The sequence below is a fragment of the Alcaligenes endophyticus genome (assembly GCF_026344035.1).
Taxonomy (GTDB): Bacteria; Pseudomonadota; Gammaproteobacteria; order Burkholderiales; family Burkholderiaceae_B; genus Alcaligenes; species Alcaligenes endophyticus.
The window spans coordinates 134,034-145,915 of the sequence record NZ_JAPKND010000006.1 but is presented as its reverse complement, the minus strand read 5'-3'; the positions used below and the strand labels follow the sequence as shown (position 1 = coordinate 145,915).

At 51.3% G+C, this 11,882-nt stretch carries 12 protein-coding genes; 7 read left to right on the top strand and 5 right to left on the bottom strand.

The genetic code is table 11. The annotated features are described in order from the left end of the window. The first annotated feature begins 24 nt into the window (after window positions 1-24). Both OSH01_RS11870 and OSH01_RS11865 read left to right on the top strand, forming a co-directional pair. The gene (locus OSH01_RS11870) at window positions 25-1,623 is read left to right on the top strand and encodes an ABC-F family ATPase (protein WP_266124324.1); all 1,599 of its coding nucleotides are present in this window, start codon (window positions 25-27) and stop codon (window positions 1,621-1,623) included. Between the two features lie 10 nt (window positions 1,624-1,633). Continuing rightward, a complete protein-coding gene (locus OSH01_RS11865) occupies window positions 1,634-2,233 on the top strand; it encodes an IMPACT family protein (protein ID WP_376918142.1) in 600 nt (199 codons plus the stop codon). Window positions 2,234-2,302: 69 nt separating this feature from the next. Here OSH01_RS11865 and trxA read toward each other — a convergent pair whose 3' ends face one another. Both trxA and OSH01_RS11855 read right to left on the bottom strand, forming a co-directional pair. Then, on the bottom strand, window positions 2,303-2,680 hold the full coding sequence (trxA, locus tag OSH01_RS11860) for a thioredoxin (protein ID WP_266124322.1): 378 nt from the start codon (window positions 2,678-2,680) through the stop codon (window positions 2,303-2,305). A 106-nt stretch (window positions 2,681-2,786) separates the two neighbouring features. Further along, window positions 2,787-4,076, bottom strand: a complete 1,290-nt coding sequence (locus OSH01_RS11855; RefSeq protein ID WP_266124321.1) for an NCS2 family permease — start codon at window positions 4,074-4,076, stop codon at window positions 2,787-2,789. Between the two features lie 246 nt (window positions 4,077-4,322). Here OSH01_RS11855 and tsaD point away from each other — a divergent pair, with 246 nt between their 5' ends. After that, the gene (gene tsaD / locus OSH01_RS11850; RefSeq protein ID WP_266124320.1) at window positions 4,323-5,375 is read left to right on the top strand and encodes a tRNA (adenosine(37)-N6)-threonylcarbamoyltransferase complex transferase subunit TsaD; all 1,053 of its coding nucleotides are present in this window, start codon (window positions 4,323-4,325) and stop codon (window positions 5,373-5,375) included. On the opposite strand, the gene plsY is transcribed toward tsaD, so the two are convergent. Beyond that, window positions 5,372-6,016: a glycerol-3-phosphate 1-O-acyltransferase PlsY gene (gene plsY / locus OSH01_RS11845; protein ID WP_266124319.1), complete on the bottom strand. Its 645-nt coding sequence runs from the start codon at window positions 6,014-6,016 to the stop codon at window positions 5,372-5,374. The two genes, tsaD and plsY, sit on opposite strands and share 4 nt — an antisense overlap. 106 nt (window positions 6,017-6,122) lie before the next feature. On the opposite strand from plsY, the gene surE reads away from it, so the two are divergent. From surE to rlmD, 4 genes are all read left to right on the top strand, one after another. Further along, window positions 6,123-6,869, top strand: a complete 747-nt coding sequence (surE, locus tag OSH01_RS11840) for a 5'/3'-nucleotidase SurE (protein ID WP_266124318.1) — start codon at window positions 6,123-6,125, stop codon at window positions 6,867-6,869. Beyond that, window positions 6,866-7,684: a protein-L-isoaspartate(D-aspartate) O-methyltransferase gene (locus OSH01_RS11835; RefSeq protein WP_266124317.1), complete on the top strand. Its 819-nt coding sequence runs from the start codon at window positions 6,866-6,868 to the stop codon at window positions 7,682-7,684. The genes surE and OSH01_RS11835 overlap by 4 nt, the downstream gene beginning before the upstream one ends. A gap of 25 nt (window positions 7,685-7,709) precedes the next feature. Then, window positions 7,710-8,537 (top strand): peptidoglycan DD-metalloendopeptidase family protein, encoded by an 828-nt coding sequence (locus tag OSH01_RS11830; RefSeq protein WP_266124316.1) that lies wholly within the window; start codon window positions 7,710-7,712, stop codon window positions 8,535-8,537. Window positions 8,538-8,682: 145 nt separating this feature from the next. Continuing rightward, window positions 8,683-9,993 carry a 23S rRNA (uracil(1939)-C(5))-methyltransferase RlmD gene (gene rlmD, locus OSH01_RS11825; RefSeq protein ID WP_266124315.1) on the top strand — a complete coding sequence of 437 codons (1,311 nt, stop codon included), beginning with the start codon at window positions 8,683-8,685 and terminating at the stop codon, window positions 9,991-9,993. Window positions 9,994-10,042: 49 nt separating this feature from the next. On the opposite strand, the gene OSH01_RS11820 is transcribed toward rlmD, so the two are convergent. Together OSH01_RS11820 and OSH01_RS11815 are read right to left on the bottom strand one after the other, a co-directional pair. Beyond that, the gene (locus OSH01_RS11820; protein WP_266124314.1) at window positions 10,043-10,825 is read right to left on the bottom strand and encodes an SDR family oxidoreductase; all 783 of its coding nucleotides are present in this window, start codon (window positions 10,823-10,825) and stop codon (window positions 10,043-10,045) included. Between the two features lie 25 nt (window positions 10,826-10,850). After that, a complete protein-coding gene (locus tag OSH01_RS11815) occupies window positions 10,851-11,786 on the bottom strand; it encodes a 3-hydroxyacyl-CoA dehydrogenase NAD-binding domain-containing protein (RefSeq protein ID WP_266124313.1) in 936 nt (311 codons plus the stop codon). Between the last annotated feature and the right edge of the window lie 96 nt (window positions 11,787-11,882).

The window sequence follows — 11,882 nt, the reverse complement described above, 5'->3', positions numbered from 1 at the left end:
AACTTTTTTAGTGTATCTTTCAAATTGATCTCCACCGCAAATCTAACTATCCAGTTTGGTGCTAAGCCACTTTTCGAGAATGTCAGCGCCAAGTTTGGCGAGGGTAATCGTTATGGCCTAATTGGGGCCAATGGCTCAGGAAAGTCTACCTTGATGAAAATCATTGGGGGGGACCTTGAGCCAAGTTCTGGCAACGTAGCACTAGACCCCGGTGCTCGTTTGGGTAAACTGCGCCAAGATCAATTCGCCTATGAAGACATGCGGGTGCTCGACGTCGTAATGATGGGGCACACCGAAATGTGGGACACCATGCAGGAACGGGATGCGATTTATGACAATCCCGAGGCCAGCGAAGAAGACTATATGCGCGCGGCCGAGCTGGAAAGCCGTTTTGCTGAGTACGACGGTTATACCGCCGAAGCGCGCGCTGGTGAGCTATTGCTAGGTTTGGAAATTCCCATCGAACAGCACCATTTGACCATGAGTGAAGTGGCCCCGGGATGGAAGCTGCGCGTGTTGTTGGCTCAGGCCTTGTTTTCTAATCCTGATGTATTGTTGTTGGACGAACCAACGAACAACTTGGATATCAACACCATACGTTGGCTTGAAGAAGTGCTAAATAGCTACCAGTGCACGATGTTAATCATCAGTCACGATAGGCACTTTTTAAATGAAGTATGTACGCATATGGCGGACTTGGACTATGGCGCTTTACGCTTGTACCCAGGCACCTACGATGACTACATGCTGGCCGCCATGCAATCACGTGAGCGCGCATTAGCGGCGAACTCACGCGCTAAAGACCGTATCAGTGAGCTACAAGATTTCGTGCGCCGCTTTTCGGCCAATAAATCTAAGGCACGTCAGGCAACCTCTCGCATTAAGCAAATTGATCGTTTGAAAGCAGACGCCATCGAGGTGAAGCCTTCTTCGCGTCAGAACCCTTTTATTCGTTTTGAGCAGAAAAAGCCGTTGCATCGTTTGGCCGTTACCGTTGAGGGCTTAAGCAAAGCCTACGACAGGCCGATTATTCACAACTTCTCAACCATGATTGAAGCGGGCGAAAAAATTGCCATCGTGGGGGCGAATGGGGTAGGTAAGACGACTCTGCTGCGTCTATTGGCAAATGATCTACAGGCAGATTCCGGGACGGTTGTTTGGTCTGAAAATGCCGATATTGGTTATATGGCACAAGACGTATCAGACGATTTCGATAGCCAAGATAATTTGTTTGACTGGGTGGCTCAGTATCGTCAAACCGGTGACGACGATCAAGCATTGCGTTCTGTCTTGGGGCGTATGTTGTTCTCTGCCGATGACATCACCAAAGCCGTGCATGTGTTGTCAGGCGGTGAAAAAAACCGCATGACATTCTCGCGCTTGATGTTGGGCAGGCACAATGTGATGTTGCTCGACGAACCTACTAACCACTTGGATATGGAGTCGATTGAGTCTCTGCAAATGGCCTTAGAGAAATTTGCAGGCACCTTAGTATTTGTCTCCCATGACAGGGAGTTCATTTCGGGCGTGGCCACTCGCATTATGGAAGTGTTACCAAACGGGCAAGTGCTGGATTATCGTGGGGGATACGACGATTATTTAGCCGCTAAAGAGCAAGGCTAGTTTGCCTATGGTGCAGCAAACTTTGCTCGGTATAGAACGTTACGAAGAAGAGATTAAAAAAAGTCGTTTCATTGCTCTTGCAGCACCAATAGAGAGTGCTGCGCAGGCGCTGGCATTTTTTCAAAGCCAGGGTGCGCCTGAAGCAACGCACAATTGCTGGGCGTACAAAATAGGCCAGGAATATCGCTTTAATGATGACGGCGAGCCTGGCGGTACCGCTGGGCGGCCTATATTGCAAGCCATAGAAGGGCAGCAGTGCGATCGTGTTGCCGTCTTGGTGATTCGCTGGTTTGGTGGCGTGAAGCTGGGCACTGGTGGCTTGGTCCGGGCCTATGGCGGGGTGGCCGCACAGTGTCTACGCTTAGCGGAAAAACGTGACTTAATCCCTATGGCAGAGCTTAGTTGTCATTGTGGGTTTAGCGATATGGCATTGGTGCAATCGCGTTTTGAGCAGTTTAGCGTGCAAGTGCAGGCCGAAAGCTTTGATGCACAAGGTGTGCAGTGGACACTGAGTCTACCTACTGATCAGCAGGCATCATTTATAACAGCCTTCACTAATATGACTCGTGGTCAGGGCGTTTGTGCGCCTGTTGTTGCCGAGAGTGAGTAACGGTTGCGTACGTAATTTACACACTCTAAACGCTACCTTTGGGTAGCGTTTAGAGTGTGGGCAGAGCCCTTAATTGCTTGCGCTATTATTGCCCTGAGCAGCTATCTCGGCGTGTACTTGCTCCATATCAACCGCGTTGACCTGTTCGATGAGTTCATCCAACTGGGTAGGGCTTAAGGCGCCCGAGTGGGAGAATAACAGGACGCGCTCACGAAATACCATAATGGTAGGGATAGAGCGGATACGTAAGGCGGCGGCTAGCTCTTGCTCTTCTTCCGTGTTGACCTTTGCAAAGGTAATGTCGCTATGCTTTTCCGCTGCGGCTTCAAAAGTTGGGCCAAATTGACGGCAAGGGCCACACCAGGGGGCCCAGAAGTCAATAATCATGGGTTTACCATCTTCGATAGCGGCCTGGAAAGTGCTTTCGGTCAGATCTATCGTGCTCATGTGAGAGCCTCCGCATTGAAAAAAGCGGCTGGGTAGCCGCTTTTGTTAGTCATGGTCTCAGTGTACCTGTTTTTATAGAGGTGCCCAAGAGCTCAGCTTTTTTTTATCACTCGGCAATAGCGTATTTGATAACAAAAAGTATGGCCACTAGCAGTGTGGCAGGGTGGATATGGCGCCATTTTCCGGTGCACGCTTTCAGCACCACGTAGCTGATGAAGCCGATCGCCAAGCCATTAGCAATGGAATAAGTAAAAGGCATGGCAAAGGCGGTCAAGGCAGCAGGGGTGGCTTCTGTTGTATCGCTCCAGTCCACCTCTACAATTTCACGCATCATCAAGCAAGCCACGTATAGCAGTGCAGGTGCGGTGGCGTAAACGGGGACGGAGGCGGCAAGCGGAGAAATGAACAAAGCAAGCAAGAACAGTACGCCGATGACCAATGCGGTTAAGCCTGTGCGGCCACCTGCTTGTACGCCAGAAGCGCTTTCTACATAAGCTGTAGTGCTGCTGGTGCCTAATACGGAACCGGCAACAATGGCAGTGCTGTCCGCTAACAAGGCTTTGCCTAGACGGTTGGGTTTGCCCTCATCAATAAGGCGCGCGCGTTTGGCGACACCAATCATGGTGCCTGTTGCATCAAAAACCTCGACCAATACCAACACCAAAATAACGTGGAGTAGGCCGGTATGCATGGCGCCGATGATGTCTAGCTGCATGAAGGTAGGAGCAATCGAAGGCGGGATAGAAAACACCCCGACAAACTCACTTTGACCGGTCATCATGGACAGCACAGTGATGGCTAAAATACCAATCAGGATAGCGCCGCGCACTTTTAAGGTGTCGAGCGTGGCGATAATGAAAAACCCTAAAATGGCGTACAGCACCGGCGCCGAGGTCAAGTCACCCAAGCCTACTGTAGTGGCTGGATTGGCCACCACGATGCCCGAATTAATTAAAGCGATAAGGCCTAAAAACATACCAATACCGGCAGCGATAGCGCTTTGTAGCGATTTTGGTATGCCGCGTATCAGCCATGAGCGCACGCCTGTGACGGTCAAAATCAGGAAAATAATACCCGAAATAAAAACGGCACCTAGTGCTTGCTGCCAGGTATAACCTAAAGCGGCGACGACCGTAAAAGCAAAAAAAGCATTCAGCCCCATGCCTGGCGCCATACCGATAGGCCAGTTGGCAACAAAAGCCATAATAAAGGTGCCTAAGGCGGCAGCTAAGCAGGTGGCCACAAAAATTGCGTTACGGTCCATGCCTGTCGTAGATAGAATCTCCGGGTTAACAAAGATGATGTAGCACATCGTCAAAAATGTTGTAAAACCGGCGATTACTTCCGTACGTACTGATGTACCGTGCTCTTGAAGCTTGAACAGCCTTTCAAACATGGATATCCCCTCATGCCTTAATGGCAAGTAGTAGTCTTATGAAACAAGAATTTTAAGCTGTAGCTCTTTAGCTCGCTAGTGCTTTACTTAAAGGTTTTCCCCTTGATGCTTGGGTAAGCATTAAAAGCTAGAGTCTTAGAGCAAGCAGCCATTATTGGCAGTGTTTCAACCGGATTCGAACATGCGCAGGCTTGCCTATGCATAAAGAAGTACGCGTTCTGTCTCGGGGCGTTTACAATATAGGGCATGAATATATTGGGTTTTGAAAGTTCCTGTGATGAGACCGGCCTAGCGGTAGTGAATACCGAAAAAGGCTTACTGGCGCATGCCTTACACAGCCAAATTGCCATGCACCGAGAGTACGGCGGGGTGGTGCCGGAATTGGCCTCTAGGGACCACATACGACGGGTCATTCCGTTAACGCAACAGGTGCTTGACGAGGCTGGCTTAGCCTTAGACGATATCGATGCGATCGCTTATACGGCAGGGCCTGGCTTAGCGGGTGCCTTGCTAGTGGGGGCAAGTGTTGCGCAGGCCATGGCGTGGTCCTTAAATAAGCCCAGTATTGCCATTCATCACTTGGAAGGGCACTTGCTGTCTCCACTATTAGCCGAACCGCGCCCTGAGTTCCCATTTATTGCTTTGTTAGTGTCAGGTGGACACACACAAATTATGCGTGTCGATGCCGTAGGGAAATACGAGCTATTGGGCGAAACCTTGGATGACGCAGCCGGTGAGGCCTTTGATAAAACAGCCCAATTATTAGGCCTAGGCTATCCCGGCGGGCCTGCTTTATCGCGCCTTGCTGAGCAAGGCGATGCTACGGCGATTGAACTGCCGCGTCCTATGCTGCACAGCAAGGATTTGGATTTCAGTTTTAGTGGTTTAAAAACCGCAGTCATGACCCGTATGCGCCAATTAGAAAAGCAAGGTGTGTTCGACGAACAAAAGCGTGCCGATTTGGCCGCTGCAACCGAAGCGGCCATAGTGGATGTTTTGGCAGCTAAGGCGATTAAGGCCTTGAAGCAAACGGGGTTGCGGCGTTTGGTGGTGGCGGGGGGCGTGGGGGCCAATCGGCACTTGCGTGAACAACTACAACAAGCGATGACGCGTTTGCGCGCCACCGTTTATTTTCCGCCTTTGGAGCTGTGTACCGATAACGGCGCCATGATTGCTTTTGCCGCAGCGTTGCGGGTGCAGGCTGGCTTGGTTAACTTGCAGGCGCCTAAGCATTACGGTTTTGCCATACGGCCCCGCTGGGACCTGCACAGCTTAGTTGCTGCAGGTAATCCCACTTAAGGTTTTGATTTCTTCCCGATTTTGCTTTCTTTGCCTTGTAGTAAACGCTGAATGTTGCCCGCATGGCGCCAAAGTAGCGCGGCGGAGATGAATATCAGGCAAATAACCAAGCTAGATTGTAGTGGCCACGTAACATTACCACCCAATAAGTAAAAAAGTGGTACAAGTATGGCACTGATGATAGCGGCTAGGGAAGAGTAGCGAGTGACATAGGCCACTATAAGCCAAGTGCCAATTGCTGCTAGGGCAAGCCACGGGTTAAGTGCAAGGATCACGCCAATGGCAGTGGCTACGCCTTTACCGCCTTTAAAGCCCAAGAAAATGGGGAACAAGTGGCCTAAAAAAGCGCATAGGGCGCTCAGTCCAGCTAGGCTGGCTGCCCAATGCCAGTGCTCGATGGCTAGCAAGCACAGATAAACCGCTAGGTAGCCTTTGCAAGCATCGCCAAGCAAAGTTAGGATGGCAGCCGTTTTATTGCCGCTACGCAGTACGTTAGTAGCCCCTGGATTGCCAGAGCCAAAGCTGCGTGGGTCTTGTAAGCCCATGGCCCGACTCACGATGACGGCAAAAGGCAGTGATCCTAATAGGTAGGAAATAACGGCAACGATTAGGGCACAAACAACAAAGGGAACAGCGGTCATTGGGGACTCCGGATTATTAGCAAGGCGATTCTACCTAGCAACAGCAAAAAGCTGAAGCCTGCAGGTACAATTCGCTACCTATGTATTGTTTTTTGATGGAACAGTTATGCGCATATTGGTTTGCAACGATGATGGTTATAACGCTGCAGGGATAGAGGCCTTGTACCAGGCTTTGCAAGGCTTAGGTGAGCTAACTGTTGTTGCCCCTGAAACCAATTGCAGTGGTGCTAGCAACTCCTTAACTTTAAGCCGCCCGTTGTCCTTGCGGCAGGCAAGCAATGGATTTTATTACGTAAATGGCACGCCGTCAGATTGCGTGCATTTAGCCATGACGGGCGTACTCGATTTTCGTCCTGACTTAGTGGTCTCAGGCATTAATAATGGTGCCAATATGGGGGATGATACCCTCTATTCAGGTACGGTGGCCGCGGCCATGGAAGGTCATTTGTTTGGTGTGCCAGCCATTGCTTTTTCCTTAACCGAGCGCGGGTGGGGGCATTTGGACAGTGCCGCGCAGGTAGCGCGTGAATTGGTTCTACAGCACCAAGCGGTGCCATTGCCACCCGGTACCCTGCTTAACGTTAATATTCCGCCAGTGCCGTATGACGTGCTCAAAGGTACTAAAATAACGCGTTTGGGTAAGCGCCATCCCTCTGAGCCGGTTATACGCAGTACCACGCCTTACGGGGAGCCTATCTATTGGATCGGGCCGGTAGGGGTGGTGTCCGACTCGGCCGACGATACCGACTTCGGGGCCATTCAAGACCTCTATGTGTCAGCGACTCCGTTGCGGGTAGACTTAACCAATTATGCCCAATTAGACCAATTGCGTCGGTGGTCGGAGCAAACATGAACAAGCCTGTAAATCGTTATCCTTTTGCAACGGGTACGACGAACCGTTTTGGTAAGTCGCGTTTGGGCAGCGGTTTATCTGCAAGTAATAGTAATACCCGCATCGTGCAACCTGGGCATTTGCAACCGGGTTCTCCGCAAGCGTTTGTGCAATCGTCAAGAACTGAAAACCTGGGCTTAAACTCAGAGCGTTCGCGTATTATGATGGTTGAGCGTTTACGCCGTCAGGGAATCGTTGACGAGCGCGTACTCCGAGCAATGCTTGCCGTGCCCCGCCATTTATTTGTGGATGAAGGTTTGGCTAGCCGCGCCTACGAAGATGACGCTTTACCGATAGGCTTTGGGCAAACTATTTCGCAACCGTGGGTGGTGGCACGTATGATAGCCGCGGTATGTGAGAGTAAAATACCTAATAAAGTACTTGAAGTGGGTGCCGGATGTGGCTATCAGGCCGCGATTTTGGCACAATTGGTAAAAGAAGTGTATGCCATAGAACGTATCAAAGGATTGTACGATATGGCTCGCGGTACTATACGTCAATTAGCCCTGAACCAGCGCGTGCGCCTGCACTTTGGCGATGGCATGAAAGGCTATAGCGTAGCAGCGCCTTATGATGCTATTTTAGTGGCAGCAGCGGGGCCCAGTATCCCACGACCTTTGTTAGAACAACTAAGCGTAGGGGGGCGTTTAATTGCCCCTGAAGGCGCTAACCAGCAACGTTTGGTGTTGGTGGAACGAACCGGCACCAGTACATGGCGCCGGGAAGAAATGGAAGCAGTCCGCTTTGTACCCTTACGAGCGGGCACACAGACTTGAATTTGCTTATTGTTTGGAGATTTATATGCAGCATGCAGCCAGCTTACCGTTAGCCGCTGCTTTTACAGGCGTTCAGAAGCGACATGTGGTGGTCGTTGCCCTAGCCCTGAGCACCCTGTTAGCAGGGTGCGGATCGCGCACGACGCGCGCGCCAATTGCTGATCTTAGCGTGGCTCCTCCAGCCACGCCAGCCGTGAGCAACCCCAGTACGCTTGGAAGTTATGTCGTTAAGCCGGGTGATACTCTGTATAAAATTGCTCAAGCGCACAATACAGATATTGCTTCCTTAATACGTATTAATAACCTAGCGGACCCCTCAGTATTACGCCCAGGCCAGACCTTGCGCTTGAGCCAAGGCACATCTGAAGTAGCGGTAAGCACGCCCGTCACTCCGCCTGTTAGTACCGCACCGGTAACTGCACCTGTAGCACCCGCTACGCCAGTGCCTACCGAAACACCAAGCGCGGCACCCCGTGCCACTGATGCCAACTTAATTAGTTGGGATTGGCCAGCGCAAGGAAAAGTGATTCAAGGTTTCAACGCTTCAACCAAAGGCGTAGACATTGAAGGCAAGGTGGGTGATCCTGTGTTGGCGGCCGCTGACGGTAAAGTCATGTATGCAGGCAATGGCGTACGTGGACTAGGCTCTATGGTGTTGTTGGGCCATAGCAATGGTTTTATCACCGCCTATGCGCATAATCATGTATTGCATGTGAAAGCAGGGCAAGAGGTAAAACGTGGTCAGCGTATTGCTGATTTAGGTGAGTCCGATACCACTTCACCTCGTTTGCACTTCGAAATCCGTCGTTCGGGTAATCCGGTTAATCCTTTGGGCTACTTACCTGCTCGTTAATCAGCAATAATGTTTGCATGACTAAGCAGCTCTTAGCAGGGCTGCTTTTTTTATTTAGGCAGCACTTGCAGTCAAGTGTAGAATTGCTGACTCAAAACACCCGAACAATGAAGTAGGCCGTAGCTTGGCATCTGGAAACCACATAATGTCTGATGTTTTATTGATTGAATCGCTGGACCTGGAAGGGCGGGGCGTTGCGCACCGTGATGGCAAAGTAGTGTTTGTAGAAGGCGCTTTGCCCGGTGAGCGTGTCCGGGCGCAGGTGGTGCGTAGCAAAGACTCCTACGATAAGGCGCGTATGACACAATTGCTACATGCCAGTTCCATGCGTGTAGAGCCTCCCTGTCCTAATTTTTCTGTCTGTGGTGGCTGCGCTATGCAACACCTGCATCCCGAGGCTCAGGTGGCGGTAAAACAGCGTGTATTGGAAGATACGCTTGAACATATCGGTGGGGTACAGGCGCCGCAAATTTTGCCACCTTTACATGGTCCGTATTGGGGCTATCGTTTCCGTGCTCGCTTTTCAGTGCGCTTAGTGAATAAAAAGGGCGGTGTGCTGGTGGGTTTTCGGGAGCGCAATGGCCGGTATGTGGTCGACATGGACGAGTGTCGAGTGTTGCCGGCCGACGTATCGCAACTGTTACGGCCATTACGGACGATGTTGGGCGGCCTTTCACGCCCTGATCGCATTCCCCAAATTGAATTAGCTAAAGGCGATCAGCAACTGGCTTTGACCTTGCGGCATATGGAGCCCTTAAGCGCTGAAGACATTGAGTTGCTGAGTAACTTTGGGCGCGAGCATCAGGTGACGTGGTATTTACAGCCCAAGGGGCCCGAGACCATACATCCTCTTAACCGGGGCGATGAGCAGCACTTAGCTTATGCACTACCTGAGTTCGATTTACGTATGGGCTTTAAGCCTAGTGATTTTACCCAAGTTAACCAGTCGATAAATCGCAGCATGATTCATTCGGCCTTGTCTTTGCTACAAGTGCAGCCAGAGCATAGAGTTGCCGATATGTTCTGTGGCTTGGGTAATTTTAGCCTACCCATTGCGCGACAGGCGGCCAACGTGGTGGGTGTCGAAGGCAGTAGCACCTTAACCTTACGGGCGACCGAGGCAGCACGCGAGCACGGGTTGCAGGATAAAGCCAGTTTTGCAACGTTAAATTTGTTTGAAGTTGACGTCAGTTGGTTGCGTGAGCTGGGGTATTTTGATCGTATGCTGATTGATCCGCCGCGTGATGGCGCCATGGCCCTATCGCAAGCCCTCAGTCAGCTAGACCATCACGAGCGTCCCGAGCGCTTGGTCTATGTGTCGTGTAATCCGGGGACGCTAGCAAGGGATGCCGGTATTCTTGTACGCGAAGGTGGCTGGAAGCTTGAGCAGGCTGGGGTCATTAATATGTTCCCGCATACCGCACACATAGAATCTATTGCCTTATTTACGCGCTAGATGTGCAGGGCCTGCGCCCACCTAAGCAAATAGGTGGGCGAGGCGCCTGCTACACCAGCATTTGCGTAAAGCCGTCTACCACCAGTGCTTGTCCCGTTACGCTACGGGCAGCGCCGCTGGCATTAAATAAGGCCATATTGGCGATATCGCGTGCGCTGACCATACGTTTTAGGGCGGCATTGCTGACATACTCCGCATGCACCTGCTCAACAGGCAGGCCCAGCGTTTTTGCCTTGGCGGCAATCACGGCGTCGATCCTAGGCCCTTCTACCGCACCGGGTAAAATGGCGTTAACACGGATACCGTGTTGGCCCAGTTCAATGGCTAGCGTTTTGGTGAAACCGACCACGGCCCACTTCGATGAGGAGTAGGCTGCGCGTCCCGGAAACCCCATATGCCCGCCGATCGAAGACATATTGATCATCACGCCTTCTGAGGATTGCTTTAGCAAGGGAACGGCGCGGCGCGCGCACAGAAATTGTCCAGTAATATTAACGGCTAAGCAACGATCCCAGTCTTCTTTGCTAAGCGTTTCCACATAGCCGGTAGGTCCGGCAACGCCGGCATTATTAATCAAAATATCTAAGCCAGAGAACTGTTCCTTGACGAACTCAAACAGTTTGTCGACGTCTTGCTCTTGAGCGACGTCGCAATAGTAGGTGAGCAGTTCAGGGTGGTTCTGGGCAGCGTCTTGCATGCCGTTGCGGTCGACATCGCTGATGCACACTCGGGCACCCGCTTCTAAGAATACCTTGGCTATTTCCAGACCTAAGCCACTGGCACCAGCGGTAATGAGCACGCTTTTGCCTTTGACACTATATTGTTCGAACATGTGAGTCTCCTCCGTTTATGATGGGTTAGAGGTAATCGGGGGTGTTTTCTTTGGCTTTCAGCAAATCGACCAGCAAAGCGTCGCGTTTGCGAAGGAGCGCTTGTTGATCATACGCCGCAAGCTCTTCTTGTACACCTTGAGTGAGCTTTTCTCGTAGTTCGGGCGTTAAGCTTACCGTACCTAGGTCTTGCCACCACTCTTCAATAGGAGGCCCGAGATGCTCGATGGTGTGAGCAATACCACCCGCCCCGCCGGATAAATGCAGGTTGATGAAAGGGCCTAGCAGTGCCCAACGCAGGCCAGGGCCATGAGCAATCGCCGTATCCAAGTCTTCCACTGACACCACGTCTTCTTGGAGCAAATAGAGGGCTTCACGCCATAAGGCGGCTTGCAGTCGGTTGGCAACGTGGCCTTTACGCTCGGCCTTAACGTGTATTGGCTTTTTGCCAATATCTTTATAAAACTGCATGGTGCGTTGTACGGTGTCGGCAGAGGTTAACTTGCCGCCAATCACTTCGACCAAAGGAATCAAGTGAGGGGGATTAAAAGGGTGTCCCAAAACAATGCGTTCTGGATGTTGAGCACCCGCTTGCATGTCAGATACTAATAAGCCCGAAGAACTGGAGGAAATAATGGTCGTGGGGCGTGTGGCCTGTTCAATTTGAGCAATGAGCTCATGCTTGATTTTCAGACGCTCTGGAGCATTTTCTTGAATGAAGTCGGCGTCTTTGACGGCAGCGTGTAAATCAGCTTCAAAGCGCAATTGGTCGGGGTTGATGCCCTGACCCACTCCTAGCTCTTGTAGGGCTGGCCAGAAGTTTTGCACATGCTGACGTAGTGTTTGCTCAGCGTTGGGTGCTGGGTCATACACAGTCACCGTAAATCCCTTTGCCAGAAAATAGGCTGCCCAGCTACTGCCAATTACTCCTGTGCCGATGACGGCAACATGTTCAATAGTCATTGTGTTCCTTGTTAACGACTAGGCGCTTGCGTGCAAGTGCCTATTGACGGGGGGGACTAAGACGCTTATTTTGATCTAAGCATCAATTTAATGATT

What these genes read in the sequence shown, in the direction of transcription:
- trxA (WP_266124322.1), bottom strand. Translation starts at nt 2,680, where the DNA reads ATGAGCACGATAGATCTGACCGAAAGCACTTTCCAGGCCGCTATCGAA.
- OSH01_RS11855 (WP_266124321.1), bottom strand. Translation starts at nt 4,076, where the DNA reads ATGTTTGAAAGGCTGTTCAAGCTTCAAGAGCACGGTACATCAGTACGT.
- tsaD (WP_266124320.1), top strand. Translation starts at nt 4,323, where the DNA reads ATGAATATATTGGGTTTTGAAAGTTCCTGTGATGAGACCGGCCTAGCG.
- plsY (WP_266124319.1), bottom strand. Translation starts at nt 6,016, where the DNA reads ATGACCGCTGTTCCCTTTGTTGTTTGTGCCCTAATCGTTGCCGTTATT.
- surE (WP_266124318.1), top strand. Translation starts at nt 6,123, where the DNA reads ATGCGCATATTGGTTTGCAACGATGATGGTTATAACGCTGCAGGGATA.
- OSH01_RS11835 (WP_266124317.1), top strand. Translation starts at nt 6,866, where the DNA reads ATGAACAAGCCTGTAAATCGTTATCCTTTTGCAACGGGTACGACGAAC.
- OSH01_RS11830 (WP_266124316.1), top strand. Translation starts at nt 7,710, where the DNA reads ATGCAGCATGCAGCCAGCTTACCGTTAGCCGCTGCTTTTACAGGCGTT.
- rlmD (WP_266124315.1), top strand. Translation starts at nt 8,683, where the DNA reads ATGTCTGATGTTTTATTGATTGAATCGCTGGACCTGGAAGGGCGGGGC.
- OSH01_RS11820 (WP_266124314.1), bottom strand. Translation starts at nt 10,825, where the DNA reads ATGTTCGAACAATATAGTGTCAAAGGCAAAAGCGTGCTCATTACCGCT.
- OSH01_RS11815 (WP_266124313.1), bottom strand. Translation starts at nt 11,786, where the DNA reads ATGACTATTGAACATGTTGCCGTCATCGGCACAGGAGTAATTGGCAGT.